The following is a 19,436-nucleotide window of genomic DNA, read 5'->3' as shown; positions in this document are numbered from 1 at the left end:
CTGGTTCCGGGTCCCGCTGGGCTGCGCCGGGCTAGGGGTACGGCGCATCCCCGGGCGAGGGCTTTTCTGTCGGCACTGTCGCCAGCAGAGCGCGGATTTCCGTGACGCGGGGGTCACCGAGGCGCTGGCTGACGGTCAGCGCCTCGGCCCAGTGGTCGCTGGCGTCGCGGGTCCGGCCGGTGCGGTGTTTGAGGCGGCCGAGGGTGATGTGGACGTCGATGGTGCCGTAGTCGGCGTTCAGTTCTTTCAGTTCGACGAGGGCGTCGGCTCCTGCCTTCTCGGCTTCGTCGTGCCTGCCGGCTCCTTCGAGGGCTTCGGCGACGTTTCCCAGGGCGAGCGCCGCGTGGTAGCGGTCGCCGAGTTCGGCGAAGGCTTCGTGGGCGGCTTGGGCGGCTTCGGCGGCGTGGTCGTAGTCGCGGAGGCCGATGCGGCTGGCGCTGACGTTGAGGAGGGCGTGGGGGACGAAGGTGCGCTGGCCGTGGTCGCGGGCGAGGCGGACGGCTTGGAGGGCGTGGCGCTCGGCTTTGGCGTATTCGGCTTGGACGTAGTAGGCGCCGGCGAGGTTGGAGAGGATCGCCACGGTCATGGCGGTGCCGCCGCCTGACTCCGAGGCGGCGCGGGCTTCCTCGAGGGCTTCGAGGGCCTTGTCGGGCTGCAGGGTGCGCAGGTAGGCCGAGCCGAGGTTGTTGGCGCTGTACTGGAGGCCCGTGTTGTCGCCGGCGTCGCGGGTGGCGGTGACGGCTGTGCGTGCGGTGGTGATCCAGTCGTCGCGGTCGTGGCGTTCGGCGAAGAAGCCGCGGAGGAGCCAGGCGAGTTTCCAGGCGTGGGTGGTCCAGCCGTGGTCGGCGGCGATGCCGACGAGCGCCGTGAGGGCGGGGCGTTCGGTGGTGTACCAGGCGATGGTTTGTTCGTGCTGGGTGAAGCGGACGGCGGGCAGCGGCGCGGGGTCGAGGGTGATGTCGTCGGTGAGCAGGTCGGGGCGGACGAGTTTGGTGGCTTCGGCGACGGTGGCGAGGTACCAGTCGAGGAGCCGGCGGCGGGCGGCCGCGCGTTCGTCCGCGGTCGTTTCGGTTTCGACGAGTTCGGCGGCGTAGACGCGCAGGAGGTCGTGGAACTGGTAGCGGTCGGTGCCGGGCTGGTTGAGCAGGTGGGTGGCGGCGAGCTGGTCGGCGAGCTCGCGGGCTTCGCGCAGGCCGGTGCCGGCGAGCGCGGCGGCCGACGACAGGCTGAAGCCGTGGCCGGGGTGGAGGCCGAGCAGCCGGAAGAAGCGGGCCGCCGCCGGGCGCAAGGCCTTGTACGACCAGGAGAACGCGGCGCGGAGGTCGGTGCCGGCGTCCTCGGGGTCGCGGAGGGTGTCGAGCCGGAGCCGCTGGTCGCGGAGTTCTTCGACGATTCCGGCGAGCGAGACGCCGGAAAACCGCGAGGCGCGTTCCCCGGCGAGGGCCAGTGCCAGCGGAAGGCGGCCGCAGAGCTGCACCAGTTCGGCCACGGCGTCGGGTTCGGCGGCGAGGCGCTGCGGGCCGACGCTGCCGGCGAGCAGCGCGGTGGCGTCGCGGTCGTCGAAGGAGCGCAGGGCGATGCGGCGGGCGCCGTCGCGGGCGACGAGGCCGCGCAGCTGGTTGCGGCTGGTCACGACGACGAGGTTGCCGGGGCCGGGCAGCAGGGGCCGGACCTGGTCGGCGTCGCGGGCGTTGTCGAGCAGCATGAGTGTGCGGCTGCCGGCCAGCCTGCTGCGCAGGAGGGCGGAGCGTTCCTCCACTGTGGAAGGGAGCGTCTCGGGCGGGAGGCCGAGGGCGCGGAGGAAGCCGGCCAGCGCGGCTTCCGGGGTGACGGGGGTGTCCGCGGAGTGGCCGCGTAGGTCGAGGAACAGCTGGCCGCCGGCGAAGCGGTCGCGGACGCGGTGGGACCAGTGCACGGCCAGCGACGTCTTCCCGATGCCCGCGGTGCCTTCGATGACGACGATGCCGGACGCGCCCCCGGGCGGGAGGCGGTCGAGTTCGGCGAGCTCGGGGCCGCGGCCGGTGAAGCCGGCGACGTCGAAGGGCAGCTGGCGCGGGACGGTGTGGACGGCGGGTTCCGCGTCGGCGGCGAGCAGCTCGGCGTGCAGGCGGCGCAGGCCTTCGCCCGGTTCGACGCCCAGTTCGTCGGCCAGCAAGGCGCGGAGCCCGGCGTAGCGGGACAGCGCTTCGGCGCGGCGCCCCGAGCGGGCGAGGACGCGCAGCAGCCGTTCCCACAAGGATTCCCGCAACGGGTGCTGGGCGACGAGGTCGGTCAGTTCGGCGACGAGCCGGGCGTCGGGGACGAGCCCGGCGTCGAGGTCGATGCGTTGTTCGACGGCGAAGAGGTGCCGCTCGGTCAGCAGCGGTCCCCATTCGGCGGTGAGCGCGGGCGATCCGACGCCTTCGAGGGGGGTGCCGCCCCAGGTGGCGAGCGCGGCGGTGAGCAGTTCTCTGCGACGAGCGGGTTCGGTGGTGGCGGCGGCCTGGTCGAGCGTGCGGAGGAAGCGCAGGGCGTCCACCCGGGACGGGTCCACGACCAGCCGGTACCCGTCCGGTTCGGTGACAACGGTGTCTTCGCCGCACAGCCGGCGCAGGCGCATGACGTAGGTCTGGAGGCTGCCGCGGATGTGGGCGGGCGGCGCTTCGCCCCACACCCCGCGGGCGAGGGCATCGATCGACACCAGGCGGCCGGCGGCGAGTGCCAGCGTGGCGAGCAGCGCGCGCTGCCGGGAACTGGTCAGCACGACCGGCGAACCGTCGACGAGCACCTGGAACGGGCCGAGCAGCCGGATGTCGATGGTGGTCGCCCCCAGGTTCGCCTCGCACCGCCGGGGTCCCGCCGGACGCGAACCCCGAGGAACGCAGCGTGGCATCACTCGGCCGGGCGCTCAAGCAACTTTGCGAAATTGGACGGAACCGGTCCCGGCACGGACGTTCGGCCGAGCGGGTGGTGCGCGGTGTTCCGTTCGGGAAGAGGTCTTAGCCGTGAGTGACATTCGCGGCCACCACCACACGCACCCGGACGCTCGCTTCACGTCCCCGAAGAGCCGGCTCGCGCACCCGGACAGTCGGCTCGCGCACCCCCGCAGCCGGCTCGCGTACCCCCGCAGTCGACCCTTCAGGTACACGAGCCGACCTTCTGGGTACGCGAGCCGACTGTGCAGGTACGCGGGCCGACCCTTCGGGCGGCGAACGCTTTCTCCCGGACATGCGGCAGGGCCCCGCGCACTTCCGCGCGGGGCCCTGCCGGAAAGGTTGCTCGCCTAGCGGGGGGTCACCCCCCAGGGGACCCCCCGATTTCACGTTACCGCAGGGGTCCGACAGTTTTGGGCGGTCAGTTCTTCTTCGCCGCGGCCGAAGTCCGCTTGGCCGGCGCCTTGGCGGCGGTGGTCTTCCGGGCCGTGGTCGCCTTGGCGGCAGTCGTCTTCGCGGCCGTAGTCTTGGCTGCAGTCGTCTTCGCCGCTGTCGTCTTCGCCGCCGTGCTCGGCTTCGCGGTGGCCGTCTTGGCCGCGGTGGTCGTCTTGGCCGCCGTCGCCTTCGGTGCGGCCTTCGCCCGTGTGGTCGTGGTCTTCGGGGCCGCCTTCGCCGCCGTCGTCCGGGTGGTCGCCGGCTTCGCCGCGGCCGGCTTCGCCGCCGTCGCGCGGGTCCGCGTCGTCGTCGCGCGCGCGGTGGCCGGCTTCGCCGCGGCCGTGCGGGATGTCGTGGCCGCGCGCGTACCGGCCGTGGCCCGCTTGACCGGCGTGGCCTTCGGCAGCTTCTTCGCGCCGGAGATGACGTCCTTGAAGGTGGTCCCGGCGCGGAAGGCCGGCACGTTGGTCTTCTTGACCCGCACGGCCTCGCCGGTGCGCGGGTTGCGGGCGGTGCGGGCCGCACGGGCACGCTTCTCGAACACCCCGAAGCCGGTGATGTTGACCTTTTCGCCCTTGTTGACCGTCCGGATGATGATGTCGACCAGACCGTCGACCGCCTCGGAAGCGGCCTTCTTGTCGCCCAGGCGCTCCGTCAGCGCCTCGATCAGCTGGGCCTTGTTGGCCATTCCAGTCCTCCAAGAAGGAAGTACCCGTCCACGGCCGTGTCGGCCGACCAACACCACGGTATTACCAAGGCAGCACAAATTCCAAACGGCACGCGGAATCTTTCCCTTGTCCCGGGGCGGGTTCCGCCTCGCGATGGAGGCCTCGCGAGGGCCGTCTGGTGTGGTGCCGGAGCCGGTGGCGCGGGGCGGGATCCCTTTCGGAGCAGGCGATCCCGCCCCGCCTCCGGGTCAGCTCGCGGTGACCGGCGTGGTCGTCGGCTTCCAGCTGGGGCGGGTCGCCTCGAAGCTGTCGATCTCACCGGCATGGCGCAACGTGAGAGCGATGTCGTCGAGGCCTTCGAGCAGCCGCCAGCGGACGTAGTCGTCGATCCGGAAGGGCGCGGTGAAGTCCTTGGCCCGCACGGTCTTGGTCTCGAGGTCCACCGTGACCTCGGTGCCGGGCTCGTTCTCGAGCAGCTTCCACAGCAGCTCGACGTCGTGCTGCTCGCACTGCGCGGCCACCAGGCCGCCCTTGCCGGAGTTGCCGCGGAAGATGTCGGCGAACCGGGCCGAGATGACGGCCCGGAAGCCGTAGTCCTTCAGCGCCCAGACGGCGTGCTCGCGGGAGGAACCGGTTCCGAAGTCCGGGCCCGCGACCAGCACGCTGCCGCCCTTGAACGGCTCCTGGTTCAGGATGAAGTCCTCGTCGCCGCGCCAGGCGGCGAACAGGCCGTCCTCGAAGCCGGTCCGGGTGACCCGCTTGAGGTAGACCGCCGGGATGATCTGGTCGGTGTCCACGTTGGACCGGCGAAGGGGGACGCCGATGCCGGTGTGCTGGGTGAACGGTTCCATGGTGGGAGCTCCTCTCGGGTCAGCGGGCGGCGGTGCGCAGGTCTTCCGGGGACGACAGCGTGCCCCGGACGGCCGTGGCGGCGGCCACCAGCGGCGAGACCAGGTGCGTCCGGCCGCCCTTGCCCTGCCGGCCCTCGAAGTTGCGGTTCGACGTCGACGCGCTGCGCTCCCCCGGCTTCAGCTGGTCCGGGTTCATGCCGAGGCACATCGAGCAGCCTGCCTGGCGCCACTCGGCGCCGGCCTCGGTGAAGACCTGGTCGAGGCCCTCGGCCTCGGCGGCCTTGCGGACCCGCATCGAGCCGGGAACCACCAGCATCCGGACCGAGTCCGCCACTTTCCGACCACGCAGCACCTCGGCCGCGGCCCGCAGGTCCTCGATCCGGCCGTTGGTGCAGGAGCCGAGGAAGACGGTGTCCACCGCGATCTCCCGCAGCGGCGTGCCGGGCTTCAGATCCATATAGGACAGGGCCTTCTCAGCGGCGACGCGGTCGTTCTCGTCCGCGATCTGCTCCGGGTCGGGCACCTCGGCGCTCAGCGGGAGCCCCTGGCCGGGGTTGGTGCCCCAGGTGACGAACGGCGTCAAAGCGGACGCGTCCAGGTGCACCTCGGCGTCGAACTCGGCGCCGTCGTCGGTGCGCAGTTCCTTCCACGCGGCGACGGCGGCGTCCCAGTCGGCGCCCTGCGGCGCGTGCGGCCGGCCCTTCAGGTACTCGAAGGTCGTCTCGTCGGGGGCGATCATCCCAGCGCGGGCGCCGGCCTCGATCGACATGTTGCAGACGGTCATCCTGGCCTCCATCGAGAGGGCCTCGATGGCCTTGCCGCGGTACTCCAGGACGTAGCCCTGGCCGCCGCCGGTGCCGATCTTGGCGATCACCGCGAGGATGATGTCCTTCGCGGTGACGCCGGGGCGCAGCTCACCGTCGACCGTGATCGCCATCGTCTTGAATGGACTGAGCGGCAGCGTCTGGGTGGCCATGACGTGCTCGACCTCGGACGTGCCGATGCCGAACGCGATGGCGCCGAACGCGCCGTGGGTCGAGGTGTGGCTGTCGCCGCAGACCACGGTCATGCCGGGCTGGGTCAGGCCGAGCTGCGGGCCGATGACGTGCACGATGCCCTGCTCGGCGTCACCCATCGGGTGCAGCCGGACCCCGAACTCCTTGCAGTTGCGGCGAAGGGTGTCGACCTGGGTGCGCGAGACCGGATCGGCGATGGGGAGCTCGATGTCGACGGTCGGGACGTTGTGGTCCTCGGTCGCGATGGTCAGATCGGGGCGGCGCAGCGGCCGCCCGGCCAGGCGGAGGCCGTCGAAGGCCTGGGGACTGGTCACTTCGTGCAGCAGGTGGAGGTCGATGTAGAGCAGGTCCGGTTCGACACCTTCGCCTCGGCGCACGAGGTGGCTTTCCCACACCTTCTCCGCCAGCGTGCGGGCCTTGCCGGTCGGGCTGGTCATCTCCGGCTCCTTCCACGGTTCGTCGTCGGAACTCGGGCGCGCACCTGCGGAATCGGATGCGAGCCGCGAAGGAGAGGCGCAGCTCGAGTTCGGGTTTCCCAGATACTGGACTTCCCAAAGTGCGGGAAGCTAGTATCGGGTCGTGGGACAGCATAGCGGTATCGGAGTACTGGACAAAGCGGTGGCCGTGCTGCAAGCGGTCGCGGACGACCCATGCGGCCTCGCGGAACTGTGCACGCGGACCGGGCTCCCCCGGGCGACCGCGCACCGGCTCGCGGTGGGCCTCGAGGTGCACCGGCTGCTGCGCCGCGGTCCGGACGGGCGCTGGCGCCCCGGTACGGCGCTGGCCGAGCTGGCCGGCGGTTCGACGGACCCGCTGCTCGACGCGGCGGGGGTGGTGCTGCCGAAGCTGCGCGACGTCACGGGCGAAAGCGTGCAGCTGTACCGGCGTGACGGCGTCCAGCGCGTGTGCGTCGCGACGGCGGAGCCGCCGAGCGGCCTGCGCGACACGGTCCCGGTGGGTTCCCGGCTGCCGATGACGGCGGGCTCCGGGGCGAAGGTGCTCGCGGCATGGGCGGATCCGCACACGCAGCGCACGATCCTGGCGGACGCGGTGTTCGGCGAGCGGACGCTGCTGGAGGTGCGGCGGCGGGGCTGGGCGCAGAGCGTCGCGGAGCGCGAGCCGGGAGTGGCGAGCATCTCGGCGCCGGTGCGCGACTCGGCGGGCACGGTGGTGGCGGCGGTGTCGGTGTCCGGCCCGATCGAGCGCATCGGCCGCAAGCCGGGCGCCCGCTGGGCGGCCGACCTCCTCGCGGCCGCGGACGCCCTGCAAGAACGGCTCTGACCGCCGGCTCGGCGGCCACGCGACGCGGATTCGTCCCTGGGGGCGGCGCCGCCGTGGACCGTTCGGGGGAACCTCGCGAAAGTGGCGTATTCAGTGACGCCGGGCACGTCTCCTGGAGGTCAGCACCATCGAGGGGGATGACCATGGAGAGCACGCTGAATCGCCGGGCGCTGGCGATGTTGCGGGCGGTCGGCGCCGGACGAGCCGAGCTGACCTGCAGTTGTGAACCGGACCTGCGGATCGACGGCCTGCCGTGCTGCGATCAGGCGACCGCGCACGAACTGGCGCGGGCCGGGTTGATCCGGCCGGCCGGGGGGCCGGTGGTCGCCGTCGGGCAGTGGACGCGGGCGGAGCTGACCGCCGACGGCCGGCTCGCACTGGCCGGGACGCCCGCCGCGGCCTGAGGCAACCGTTCGGCGGGCTCGCGCGTGTATCCGCGAAGGATCAGCATGAGGGGGGACCCATGAAGATCGTTCCGGTGCTGCTCGGCGCCTGCCTGTTGCTGGCCGCGTGTTCGGACGGGCGCCCGGCCGGGCCGACCGTGACCGTCACCGCGCCGGCCGGGAAGCCGACCTCGCCGGACCCGATCCCGGCGTCGCCGACCGCCGACCCGGCCACGCTGAGCTGGATGGACGGCTTCTGCGGCGCGATACACGGCTACCGGGAGCGCACCAACCGGGAGGCCGGGCCGGCCAAGCCGGACCCGGGCTCGGTCGCGGAGGCGCAACAGCAGCTCAGTGCCCAGCTGGGCGAGATCGCGGCCCGGCTCGGCGAGGTGGTCGGCAAGCTGACCGCGTTGCCGCCCGCGCCGGTCCCGCTCGCCGAGACCGTGCGGGCGGGGTTCGTCAAGAAGTTCGCGACGGCGCACGACCGCGCGACGAGCGCGAAGGAGACCCTCGACCGCGCCAAGCCGGGCGACCAGGCGTCGCAGACTCCGGCGGCGGAGGCGATCGAACAGGCGCAGAAGGACGTCGACGGCACGTACGACCCGGTCGCCCCGATGACCGAGTCCCCGGAACTCATGGCCGCCGCCGCCGTCGCCCCCGGCTGCAAGGGCTGAGGACGTCACCGCTTCAGCGACGCCCGCAGCGGCAACGACCGTGACGAGTCGCCCACCCGCACGGTGAACCCGCCCGGCACCGGCCGCCACGCGTGACTGCCCGTGTCCCACACCGAGAAGTCGCGCGCGTCCAGCCGGATCGTCACCCGGCGAGCCTGGCCGGGCGCGAGCTCCACCCGCTCGAAGCCCTTGAGCTGCCGCGGCGGCTCGCCCGCGGCGGCCGGGAAGCCCAGGTACAGCTGGGCCACCTCGGCACCCGCCCGCCGGCCGGTGTTCCGCACCGTGAACGTCGCCGTGGCGCCGTCGCCGGTGTTCTTCACCGTCAGCCCGGAGAAGGCGAACGTCGTGTACGACAGGCCGTGGCCGAACGGGAACAACGGCGTACGGCCCTGCGCGTCGAACCACCGGTAGCCGACCTGCAGGCCTTCCGAATACTCCGCGACGCCGTTCACGCCGGGGAACTGCGCCGCGGTGTTCGCCGGGGTGTCCGCCTCCGTCGCGGGGAACGTGATCGGCAGCTTCGCCGACGGGTTGACGTCGCCGAAGAGCACGCCCGCCACCGCCGCGCCGTCCTGCTGGCCGGGGTACCACGCCTGGAGGATCGCCGGCACCCGGGACGCCCACGGCATGAGCACCGGGCCGCCGCTCTTCACCACGACCACGGTGTGCGGGTTGGCCGCGGCGACCGCGTCGACGAGGGCGTCCTGATTGCCGTCGAGGGCGAGGCTCGGCCGGTCCTTGCCCTCCGTCTCGTTGTCGCCGACCATCACGACGCTGACGTCGGCGGTGGCGGCGAGCGCGGCCGCGCGGGCCGGGTCGCTGCCGTCGTCGAGGGTCACGCCGGCGCCCGGCACGCGCTGCCGGAGCCCCGGCAGCGGGTCCACTGTGGACGTCGGGATGACGGCGGAGCTTCCGCCGCCCCCGGTCTTGGCCTTGGTGGCGAACGGCCCGATCAAGGCGATCGACCGCACCGTGCGGTCGTCGAGCGGCAACTGCGCGTGTTCGTTGCGCAGCAGCACCATGCCCCGCTCGGCGAAGTCCTTCGCGGCGGCGTCATGCTGGGCGGTCGGCAGCGGGGAGAGCACCGGCGGGTGGTCGAACTGCCCGAAGGCGAACATCGTGCGGAACCGCGGCAGCAGCAGCTCGTCGACCCGCCGTTCGGTCACCTGCCCGGCGAGCACGGCCTGCTTCATCTTGTCGCCGTACCAGGTGCCGTCGATCATTTCGAGGTTCATCCCGGCGTTCGCCGACCCGACGGTGCTGTGCGCGGCGCCCCAGTCGGACTGGACGAACCCCTTGAACCCCCATTCGCCGCGCAGCTTGTCCTGCAGCAGTGCCGGGTTCTCGCACACGAACACGCCGTTGATCTTGGGGAAGGCGCACATCACCGACCCCGCGCGGCCTTCGGTGACCGACTGCTCGAAGTGCGGCAGGTAGATCTCGTTGAGGGTGCGCTCGTCGATGTGCTCGTCGACGCCGTGCCGGTTGGTCTCCTGGTTGTTCGCCGCGTAGTGCTTGACCTCGGCGATGGTGCCGTTCTCCTGGATGCCGCGGATGTCGGCGGCGGCCAGCGCCCCGACGAGGAACGGGTCCTCGCCCATCCCCTCGAACGTCCGGCCGTTGCGCGGGACGCGGGCGATGTTGATGTCGGGCGCCTCGGACACGTTGTGCGCGAGCGCGCGGGTTTCGCTGCCGATCAGCCGGCCGTACCGGCCCGCGAGGCCGGCGTCGAACGTCGACGCCAGCGCCATCGTGGCCGGCAGCGCGGTCGCCGGTTTCTGCGGTTTGTCGTCGGCGGGCCCCATGCCGGCCGGCCCGTTGGCGATCCGGAAGCCGGGCACGCCGAGCCGCGGGATCGGGGGCACGTAGCGCTGGTGCTCGGCGTCGGGTTGCAGGTGCAGCTGGGAGATCTTCTCGTCGAGGGTCATCGCCGCGACCAGCTCCGCGGCTCGGCGGTCGGGCGACTGGCGGGCGTCGCGCCAGGGTTGCGCGTCCGCCACCGCCATCGCCGGCGCCGCCAGCGACAGACCCAGTACCGCGGCGAGAACCAGCTGGCCGTTGCGCATCGATTCTCCTCGTCGTCGACGGAAACCAATGGCGGACAAGCTAACGCATATGTGACCGGTAAACATAGACTCGATTACCGTTCATGTATATGAATTTGCCGGTGGCCCAACCATTTCCCCGGCTCAAGCGTGGAAGAGGGACCGAACGAGAGGGGAACCACCATGCTGAAGAAGACCCTGATCGGCCTAATGGCGGCGAGCGCGGCAACACTGGCACTGGCGGCGCCGGCGAGCGCGGCCGGCGAAGTCAGCTGGGGCATGACGACCCAAGTGCAGCCGGGCGGACAGATTTACGCGCAGGTGTACGCCGGGATGGGCAGCGGCTGCACCCCGGCCGGACCGGTCACCTCCAAGGGGTTCGCCGCACCGCTGGCCTGGACCGAGGGTGGCAACTGGGGCAAGCACGCCGGGCACACGACGGCGATCAGGACGCCGGGCAAGTACACCGCGTCGTTCCCCTGCACGGACGGCCGGAAGGCGACGCAGGCCTTCACCATCCTCGGGACCCCGCCGCCGGCCACGACGGCCAAGCCGAAGCCGACGAAGCCACCCACGACGTCGAAGGCGCCCAAGCCGGCGAAGCCGCAGGTCGCGGTCAAGCCGGCGGGTGCGCCGCAGACCGGGGACGGGTCGGTGAGCTGACCCTCCACAGAGGACACCTCGGGGCGGTGGCATCCCCAGGCCACCGTCCCGGGCCCGGGTGGTGAATCAGCGCGCCGCGGCCCGCCGCAGCGCCCGGTAGACGAACTGCTGGTCGCCGAGCCGGTGCCGCAGGTCGCGCTCGAGCCCCGCGATCGGGTACAGGTTCTGCGGCGCCCGTGAGTCCTTGTACGGGACGGACGCGAACCGCCCCAGCACCGACTGCGTGACGTTCGCCAGGTCCGTCACCTCTTCGCGCGCGAGGTGCGGCGCCGCCTCGACGCGCACCACGCCCGACCACGGCGGGCCGCCGGCGGACGGCAGGCGCAGGTACCACGAGTGCCGGACCCAGGTCGTGCCCATCAGGAAAACCGGCGTGCGCTGGTGCGGGCCGAGGCTGCCGACCATCGAATTGAGTTCGCCCGGCAGGTACGTCGTCTGGTGGCTCTTGATGAACCCGACCGCCCGGGGCAGGTGCGTCCGGCCGCTCAGCGGGCCGTCGACGACGAGCAGATCGTGGCCGACGTGCCCGGCGATCGCCCGGCGGGCCTCCGTCGCCGTCTCCAGCTCGACGTCGGCCAGCTGCTCCTGCAGGGCGGACGACAGCACCACCGGCAACGGCTTGTCCTCCTTCGCCTTCGCGCGGAACGGCTCGTAGACCCCCGCCGACGTCGGGATGCCCTCGGCGTCCGGCGCGACCGTGAACAGCCCGCGCCGGACATTGGCGCCGATGACGTGCGCCCGCCCCTCGCAGCAGCACACCACCCCGGCCGCGTAGGACGCGCAGATGCCGATGGACGCGAAGTTCGCCCCGGCGGGGTCGTCGATCCAGACGCGGGCGTCGATGCGGCGGACGCCGTCGACGAACAGCACCGCGTCCGGCGGCGAAGGCACCGGCGAGGGATCGATCGGCGCCCACTCGGCCGCGGGCACCTCGACGTCGAGTTCGACCTCGGCCCCCGACCGCGCCAGCTCCTCGGCCTCCATCGAGCTGCCGTAGCCCGGATCCCACGCGTCGATGCTGAAGTGCATCCCGGCGACGGCGGTCATGCGCCCTCCCTGCTGATGTGCGAGCCGGTGCCGTCGCGGGTGACCAGGAACCGCACCGGGACGCGCTCGGCGAGCGCCGGCACGTGCGTGATCACCCCGACCATCCGGGTGCCGGTGGCGGCGAGGTTCTCCAATGTGGACGCCACGACGTCGAGGGTGGCTTCGTCCAGGGTCCCGAAGCCCTCGTCGAGGAAGATCGACTCCAGCCGGGTCGCGCCGGCCGCGGCCATCGCGCCGAGCTGGGACGACAGCGCGAGGGCCAGCGCGAGCGACGCCTGGAACGTCTCGCCGCCGGACAGCGTCTTCACCGGCCGCCGGGCGTCGGCTTCGTTGTGGTCCACCACCAGGAAGTCGCCCTTGTCGTGGGTCAGCTCGAACTGGCCGCCGGACAGTTCGAGCAGCGACGCCGACGCCTCGGCGACGAGCGTGTCGAGCGCCCCGGCGATCAGCCAGCGCGGGAACTTGTCCGAGCGCAGGAGATCCGCGAGCAGCCGCGCCACCTGTGCCTCCGACTCCGCGGCCGCGATGTCGCCGTGCAGGCCCTCGACGCGGGCCAGCCGCCGCCGCAGCTCGGTGTGATCGGCTTCGGCGCGGGCCCGGGCGGCGGCGACGGCCACCGGGGCCCGGTCCCGCACCGGTCCCTCGGGCAGGCCGACGCCGAGCGCGGTGATGTCGTCGGCGACGGCGCGTTCGGCCGCCCGCAACGCTTCGGCGGCTTCGCCCTCGGCGGTCGTCGCGACGGCCAGCCGCTCGCGGTGCTGGTTCGCCTGGCCGGACGCCCAGCTCGTGAGCGCGGTCCAGGCGTCGAGGAGGCTCTCGCCGTCGGAGACGACCGGAGCTTCGCCCCGGGCCCCCGAAAAGCCGTGGATCGGCGGGGCGCCGAGGCCGACCAGCGGATCGCGCGCCCGCGACAGCTTCTGCCGTTCGGCTTCGACCTGCTTCGCGATGCTCGCCTGGGCTTCGGCGGCTTGTTTCGCCGTCGCGCGAGCCGCGCGGAGGCCGGCGTCCGCCGCCTTCGCGGCCTGTTCGAGTTCGGCGACCCGCGTGAGCTGCTCGGTGACCACGTCGGCGGACGGTGCTTCGGCGAGCGCCGCGACCAGTTCGCCGTGCCGGCGCCGGGCGGTCGCCAGTTCGGTGCTCGCCGACTGCGCGGCCAGGCCCGCGTCGACCGCCTGGCTCCGCCGCTGCTCGGCGTTCCGCTCGGCGGAGGCGAGATCGTCGGCCGCGACGACGGCTTCCTTGCCCACGGCTTCGGCGGCCGCCTCGAGGGCGGCCAGCGCGGTCCGCCGTTCCTCGAGGGCGGCGGCCGCCCACGCGGTGAGCCGCTGCCAGCCCGCCGGGACGTCGTCGACGTCGATCGCCGGCGCGCCCAGCCCGACGAGCGGGTCGCGGGCCGCCCGCAACGCTTCCCTGGCCGCCGCGACCGATTTCCCCACGACGTCGGCCTCGTGCTGCGCGGCGGCGCGTTCGGCGCGGGCCGCGGCGAGTTCGGCGTCCGCGGCGCGCGCGGCCTCGGCGACGCGGGCGCGGGCGTCGATCGTCGTGGACAGCCACTCGCCCCGTTCGCGCACGGCGGCGACGAGGTCGGCGAAGTCCTGCTCGGAGAAGGAGGCCTCGACCGGGCGCCGCAGCGCCGCCGGCTCCGGCGGGCCGTCGACCTCGGCGAGCATCGCGCGCAGTTCTTCCGCCTGCGACGCGGCCGAAGCGGCGGAGTCGGCGTCGCGGTCGACGGCACGCTCCAGTTTGCGCGAAACGGACTCCGCCGCGTCGCGCTCCCGTTCGGCCGCCTCCACCCGCTCGCGCGCCTCGGCGAGGTGGGCGTGCCCGCCGGCGTCCGGCAGCGCCGGGACTTCCTGCTCGCACACCGGGCACGGGTGCCCGACGGCCAACCCGGCCCGCAGCACCAGAGCCTGCCCGATCCGTTCGGCCTCGGTCACCGCGGCCTTCGCCGCGATGAGTTCGGCATCAGCACGAGCGAAGGCGCTTCGCGCCGCTTCGAGTTCCGTCCGGCGCGCGGCGTGCTCGGGCGCGGCCTTCCGCTGAGCCTCACACAACGCGTAGAGCGTGCGGGCATCGGAGCGGGCGGCCGCGAGCGGCGCGACGTCCGGCTGCGCGGCCAGCGCCGCGCGCGCTTCGGCGTCGGCGGCTTCGGCCGCGCTCAGGCGGGCGGCGGCGTTCGTCGTGCGCTTCGCGACCCGTGCCGCGTCCGCCGACAGGTCACCGAGGTTCGCCGGCGGCCGCAGCCCGGCCAGCCGGTCGCGGTCCTGGCGGCCGCGGGCGGCTTCGGTGGCCGCGTCCTCGGCGGCCCGGGCCGTGGTGTCCCGGGTCTTCCGCGCCGCTTCGGCGACGGAGACGGCTTCGGTCACCGCGGCGGCAGCGCCCTCCTTCGCCCGCACGGCCGCCTTCGCCGCTTCTTCCAGAGCGGGGAGGGCCTTTTCGGTTTCGGCGAGCTCCGTGCGGGCGGCGCGGATCCGTTCCAGCCCGGCCCGGTCGGGCGCGGCGGCCAACGCGGCCCTGGCCGCCTCGTCCGCCGTTTCGGCCTGCTCCAGCCCGGACCGCGCGGCCGTGGCGGCGCCCGCCGCGGCCCGGCGCCGGGTTTCCAGGTCCTCGACACCGGCCGGGCGTTCCACGGCGTCGAGGACGCTGAGCTCCCGCGTCAGCGTGGCGACGCGTTGCCGCGCTTCGTCGTGCGCGCGCGTCGCGTCGTTCAACGCCGGCAGCGCCGCGTTCACCCGCGCGTCCAGCTCCGCGAAGGCCGTCGCCCGCGTGGCGAGTTCTTCGACGGCTTCCGCGGTCGCGTCGGCATAGCTGCCGAGCTGTTCGGTGAGGACCGCGGCGCGCTGCTTCTGCTGCTCCGCCGTCACCCCGGCGCGGCGGCCGATCCGCTCGTAGACCTCCAGGCCCAGCAGCTTGATGAGGATCTTCTGCCGGTCGGCGGCCTTGGCGTGCAGGAACTCGGCGAAGTCGCCCTGGGGCAGCGCCACGCAGGTGCAGAAGTGCTTGAACGTCAACCCGAGCAGTCGCTCGATCGCCGGTGTGACCTCGGAGTCGGCCGCGACCGCGTCGGCGGCGTCGTCCGGGCCGCCGGACGCGGTCGGGTCGGCGAGCCGTTCCAGGCGGACGTTCTTCACGCTGACCGTGGGTTTCTTCCCGCCGCTGCGCCGGACTTCCCGCACGACGTGGTAGCGCGCGCCGCCGGCGTCGAACACCAGCCTGACGGTGGCGCGGTTCGCCGTCGGGGCGAGCGCGGGCGCGACGAGGCCCTCGTGGTCCCATCGGGCGACGGAGCCGTACAGAGCGAAGGTGAGCGCGTCGATCACCGTGCTCTTGCCCGCCCCGGTCGGCCCGACGAGCGCGAAGTAGTCCGTGTCCTCGAAGCCGACTTCGGTCTTCTCGCGGAACGACGCGAAGCCGGTCATCTCCAGCAGCACTGGCCGCATGTCACACCCCGCTCGTCTCTTCGTCGTGCAGCCGCGCGAAGAGCGCCTGCACGCGCTTGTCCTCGACCGTGCGTTCTTCGCAGTAGGACGCGAACAGCTCCCCCGGCGAACGGTCCGCGACCGCGCGGTCGCCGGCCGACGTCGTCACCGGCGCGGCGAACTCGGGGTCGATGCGGATTTCCAGGGCGTTGGGCAGCGCTTCCTGGATCTCCTCGCGCAGCCCGGCCCTGGTCGCTTCCCGGACGTAGACGCGGAGGTAGTCCTCGCCGAACTCCGCCGCGCGGCCGGTGAGTTCCGCCACCGTGCCGTGGACGGTCCGCAGCCGCCGTCCCGAGGTCAGCGGGAGGTCGGTGATCTTCGCCGGGGTCGTCGGCGTCACCTCGACCGCGAGCACGACGCTCTTGTTGTCCTGCTCGCCGAAGTCGACGGCGAACGGCGAACCGCTGTAGTGCACCGGGCACGCGGCGGGCAGCGACTGGCGCCGGTGCAGGTGGCCGAGCGCGACGTAGTGGGGTTCGGGACCGAACGCCGTGGCGGGCACGTGGTACTCGAAGATCGACTGCGCCGCCCGCTCGCCGCCGCCCATCGCCCCGCCGGTCACCGTCAGGTGCGCCATGACGAGGTGCACCGCGCCGTCGGTGAACCCGGACTTGAGGTGGTCCAGGATGTCGCGCACGCGCTGGTCGTACTGGCCGACGTTGTCCGCCGGGGTGCCCGTGAGCAGCTCGGCGGCGCGAACCGCGTAGCGCTGCGAAAGAAACGGCAGCACCGCGACATCGACGCGCTCACCCGTCGAACGGGCGTCGAACGACACGACACCGCCGTCCGCGGCGGGCCGGGGATCGCCGGAGAGGTGGACGCCCGCTTTCCGCAGCAGCGGCCGGTACGCCTCGAACGTCGCTGCGTGGTCGTGGTTCCCGGCGATGGCCAGCACCTCGGCGCCGGTGTCGCGCAACGCCATCAGGGCCTGCACCACGAGCTCCTGCGCGGCGGCCGACGGCGCCGACGTCTCGTAGAGGTCACCCGCGACGAGGATCGCGTCGAAAGCCTCCTTCCGCGCGATCCGGACGATTTCGCCGAGCACGGCGCGCTGCTCGTCCAGGCGGTTGCGGCCCTTGAGCGTCTTGCCGATGTGCCAGTCGGAGGTGTGCAGGAACTTCACGCGACGTCCTTCCGTGCGGAATCGGGCGGGGACGATGGTCGGCTAGAACGGCGGCGGGTCGTCGGCGAAGGGGTCGGCGCCCCGCGTCGGCAGGCCGGCGAAGGGATCGGACCTCGAGGTCGCGGTCGTCGTCGGGACCTGGCCCGCCTCGGAAAGCCGCGTGGCCCAGGCCGGGAACGGGAAGCCGACCGCGATCGGCACCGGGATCTCCGGCTGGCTCACGAACATCGTGCCCGGCGTGGCGAGCGTCGCGCGGACCCGCTGGCTGGCCGGGAGGAAGCCGTACTCGGGGCGCGAAGCCTCCGCGGCGTCGAGGCGGCCGACGATCCGCACCGAGCTGTTGCTGACGATCCGGCGCTCGACCTCGCTGGCGGTCTGCTGCGCACCGATCAGGATGACGCCGAGGGAGCGGCCTCGCTCGGCGATGTCCAGCAGCACCTCCTTGATCGGGCTGCTGCCTTCCCGCGGCGCGTACTTGTTCAGCTCGTCCAGCATGGTGAACAGGAGCCCGCCCGGGCCGGCGGCTTCCTTGCGCGCGGTCTCCGCCGCGAGCGTCACGCCGACGACGAACCGCTGCGCGCGCTCGACGAGGTTGTGGATGTCCACGACGGTCACCTGCTGGTTCTCCGTGGACAGCTTGCGGGCCGCGTGGTCGGTGAGGTCGCCGCGGATGAGCCCGTTCAGCGCGCGCTGGCTGGAGCGCAGGCGGCGGATGAAGGCGTTGACCGTGCCGGCGCCGGTGACCGCGCCCGCCCAGCTCGCCCGGGTTTCCTCGTCGGTGACGCGCTCGCAGATGACGTCGATCAGTTCGGCGTAGGTGCGGCACAGCACGCCGTCGACGTTGGCGGCGCCGTCCTTCCCGGCCGGGGTGCTGTCCAGCCGCAAGCGGTTCGCGACCTGGTGGATGACCATCGTGTACTGGTTGCGCTCGTCCTCGGCGTCGGCGAAGACGTACGGCAGCAGGTCGCCGGCGCAGAACTCCGCGATGGTCCACCAGAACGCGCCGACACCGGAGGTCCGGCCGGTGACGTGGGGTTTCCCCGTGGTGTCCGACGGCGTCGGCGGCGCGTAGAACCCGACCGAGGCGAACGGTTCCGCGGGCAGCCCCAGCTTGGCGTACTCGGCTTTCAGCTTCTCGTCCAGGTGGACGTTCGGGGTGTCGAGGAACAGCAGGTCCTCGCCCTTGACCGAGAACACGAGCGCCTTGGCGTTGTGGGCGTTCGGCAGGGCGCCGCCGCGGAAGATCGAGTGCAGCAGGAACAACGCGAACGACGTCTTCGTCGCGACCCCGCTGACGCCGCTGATGCTCACGTGCGCGCCGCGGGTGCCGTCGAGGAAGTCCATGTTGAGGTAGACGGGTTCGCCGTCCCGGCCAAGGCCGACCGCCACCTGGCGGGTCATGTTGTCGAAGTACAGTGCCTGCGCGCGATCCTCCCCCACCGCGCGGGAGACCTGCGCCCCCGGCCGCGGCGGCACGTAGCACTCGGGCTCGACGCGGGTGGTGGCGATCTCGGCGATCTCCTGCACCTGCGCGGGCAGGACGCCGTCGGAGATCAGGAAGACGTCGCTGCCGAAGCTGGCGCCCTCGTGCCGCGCGCTCACCTGCGTCACGACGCCGTAGGACGTGACTTCGCCGAGGCCAGGCAGTTCCCGCCGGGTCACGACGACGTCGTCGAGCTGCAGATAGGCTTCCGGGTCGATGGCCACGTGGAACTGCAGCGGCGTCGAGTCCTCGGTGCCCGCCACCCGTCCGACCACGGTCGTGAGCGTCTCTTGGTCCACGGTTCTCCCTGTCCGCCCGGCGCTTCCTCCGGCCGCAGACTAGCTCGCCCGGCCCGCCGCCCCGCGCCCAACACGGCGTTGCGGCGGTGACATCCGGAGTCCGGAGCCCCGCGCGCGCCGGGGCGTACCCGAGACGTCACGGCAGGCCACGGCTGCGCCGAACGAGTGAGTTCACCCTACGGGGAAGATCCTTTTGCGGGCACGGGCATTCCGGCGGGGGCTTCATCGGTTGCGCCGCAACGCCGGCCTCTCCCGCCCTTCGCGGTCGCCGGGTGCCGCGGCGCCGCGCTTCCGCCTCGCTTCCGCCTGGCTCCACGGCGAAGGGGCGCCCAAGGGCCTCCGGGACGGCCTCCGGCGGCGCCGGGATCCCCGATCGCTGCGCGGGATCGGGGCCGGCGACCCGCCGGACGGCTCACCCCGGCGTGTCGGCGGAAAAGTTCTTCGAAAGGGCGTCGAGTCCTATATGGACGACCACTGTGGACGACCTGGGCACCATGTTTTGGCTGCTCAGGGCCATGGGCGACGTCCTGGCCGTATCTCGAAAGGCTACGGACGGACGTCCGGCGGGAGGCAGAACCCGCCCCGGCACAAAGAAATATTCGACCCCCGGTTGGATTTTGTGCGGTATTGGTAATACCGTGTGCAGTGTCGGCCGAGATGGGCCGTGTACGAGTAGTTCCACTATGGAGGACTGGAATGACGAACAAGGCCCAGCTGATCGAGGCGCTGTCGGAGCGTCTGGGCGACAAGAAGGTGGCTTCGCAGGCCGTTGACGGTCTGGTGGACATCATCATCCGGACGGTCAACAAGGGCGAGAAGGTCAACATCACCGGGTTCGGGGTGTTCGAGAAGCGTGCCCGTGCGGCGCGTACCGCCCGCAACCCGCGTACCGGTGAAGCGGTGCGGGTGAAGAAGACGAACGTGCCCGCGTTCCGTGCCGGGACCACGTTCAAGGACGTCATCTCCGGCAGCAAGAAGCTGCCCAAGGCGACCCCGGTCAAGCGCGCCACCGCGGCGACCAGCACCCGGGCCACCGCCACCAAGACCGCCGCGGCTCCGGCCAAGGCCACCACC

Annotated in this window: 14 protein-coding genes; 5 read left to right on the top strand and 9 right to left on the bottom strand. The window is 72.6% G+C overall.

Annotated elements, in window-relative coordinates; genetic code table 11:
- Positions 1-31: 31 nt before the first annotated feature.
- The 4 genes from AB0M82_RS40270 to leuC form a co-directional block, all read right to left on the bottom strand.
- Positions 32-2,872, bottom strand: a complete 2,841-nt coding sequence (locus tag AB0M82_RS40270) for a BTAD domain-containing putative transcriptional regulator (protein ID WP_364733976.1) — start codon at positions 2,870-2,872, stop codon at positions 32-34.
- 461 nt (positions 2,873-3,333) lie between these two features.
- Positions 3,334-4,035, bottom strand: a complete 702-nt coding sequence (locus tag AB0M82_RS40265) for an HU family DNA-binding protein (RefSeq protein ID WP_364733973.1) — start codon at positions 4,033-4,035, stop codon at positions 3,334-3,336.
- 228 nt (positions 4,036-4,263) lie between these two features.
- The gene (gene leuD / locus AB0M82_RS40260; RefSeq protein WP_364733970.1) at positions 4,264-4,866 is read right to left on the bottom strand and encodes a 3-isopropylmalate dehydratase small subunit; all 603 of its coding nucleotides are present in this window, start codon (positions 4,864-4,866) and stop codon (positions 4,264-4,266) included.
- A gap of 19 nt (positions 4,867-4,885) precedes the next feature.
- Complete coding sequence (gene leuC, locus AB0M82_RS40255; protein ID WP_364733967.1) at positions 4,886-6,319, bottom strand: 3-isopropylmalate dehydratase large subunit; 1,434 nt, start codon at positions 6,317-6,319, stop codon at positions 4,886-4,888.
- Positions 6,320-6,461: 142 nt separating this feature from the next.
- Here leuC and AB0M82_RS40250 point away from each other — a divergent pair, with 142 nt between their 5' ends.
- The 3 genes from AB0M82_RS40250 (at position 6,462) to AB0M82_RS40240 (ending at position 8,223) form a co-directional block, all read left to right on the top strand.
- Positions 6,462-7,163 carry an IclR family transcriptional regulator gene (locus tag AB0M82_RS40250; protein WP_051183801.1) on the top strand — a complete coding sequence of 234 codons (702 nt, stop codon included), beginning with the start codon at positions 6,462-6,464 and terminating at the stop codon, positions 7,161-7,163.
- Positions 7,164-7,306: 143 nt separating this feature from the next.
- On the top strand, positions 7,307-7,567 hold the full coding sequence (locus AB0M82_RS40245; protein WP_364733964.1) for a hypothetical protein: 261 nt from the start codon (positions 7,307-7,309) through the stop codon (positions 7,565-7,567).
- 59 nt (positions 7,568-7,626) lie between these two features.
- Complete coding sequence (locus AB0M82_RS40240) at positions 7,627-8,223, top strand: hypothetical protein (protein ID WP_364733961.1); 597 nt, start codon at positions 7,627-7,629, stop codon at positions 8,221-8,223.
- 5 nt (positions 8,224-8,228) lie between these two features.
- On the opposite strand, the gene AB0M82_RS40235 is transcribed toward AB0M82_RS40240, so the two are convergent.
- Complete coding sequence (locus tag AB0M82_RS40235; protein WP_364733958.1) at positions 8,229-10,289, bottom strand: glycoside hydrolase family 3 C-terminal domain-containing protein; 2,061 nt, start codon at positions 10,287-10,289, stop codon at positions 8,229-8,231.
- A 162-nt stretch (positions 10,290-10,451) separates the two neighbouring features.
- Here AB0M82_RS40235 and AB0M82_RS40230 point away from each other — a divergent pair, with 162 nt between their 5' ends.
- A complete protein-coding gene (locus AB0M82_RS40230) occupies positions 10,452-10,931 on the top strand; it encodes a hypothetical protein (protein WP_364733955.1) in 480 nt (159 codons plus the stop codon).
- Positions 10,932-10,997: 66 nt separating this feature from the next.
- Here the strand turns inward: AB0M82_RS40230 and AB0M82_RS40225 are convergent, their stop codons facing one another.
- Genes AB0M82_RS40225 through AB0M82_RS40210 form a run of 4 tightly spaced genes read right to left on the bottom strand, consistent with a single transcriptional unit; the run spans position 10,998 to position 18,362 of the window.
- Positions 10,998-11,978: a hypothetical protein gene (locus AB0M82_RS40225; RefSeq protein WP_364733952.1), complete on the bottom strand. Its 981-nt coding sequence runs from the start codon at positions 11,976-11,978 to the stop codon at positions 10,998-11,000.
- Positions 11,975-15,418: an SMC family ATPase gene (locus AB0M82_RS40220; protein ID WP_364733949.1), complete on the bottom strand. Its 3,444-nt coding sequence runs from the start codon at positions 15,416-15,418 to the stop codon at positions 11,975-11,977. The genes AB0M82_RS40225 and AB0M82_RS40220 overlap by 4 nt, the downstream gene beginning before the upstream one ends.
- 1 nt (position 15,419) lies before the next feature.
- A complete protein-coding gene (locus tag AB0M82_RS40215; RefSeq protein WP_364733946.1) occupies positions 15,420-16,580 on the bottom strand; it encodes an exonuclease SbcCD subunit D in 1,161 nt (386 codons plus the stop codon).
- A gap of 42 nt (positions 16,581-16,622) precedes the next feature.
- Entirely contained in the window at positions 16,623-18,362 is a 1,740-nt protein-coding gene (locus AB0M82_RS40210; RefSeq protein ID WP_364733943.1) for an ATP-binding protein, read from the bottom strand.
- Between the two features lie 696 nt (positions 18,363-19,058).
- Between AB0M82_RS40210 and AB0M82_RS40205 the strand changes: the two genes are divergently transcribed.
- A partial coding sequence (locus tag AB0M82_RS40205; RefSeq protein WP_364733940.1) for an HU family DNA-binding protein occupies positions 19,059-19,436 on the top strand: 378 nt, incomplete at its 3' end.

This window comes from Amycolatopsis sp. NPDC051128 (assembly GCF_040682715.1).
Lineage (GTDB): Bacteria > Actinomycetota > Actinomycetes > Mycobacteriales > Pseudonocardiaceae > Amycolatopsis.
Note: the sequence above shows the minus strand (reverse complement) of the source record. Positions and strands in the feature narration are given on the sequence as shown.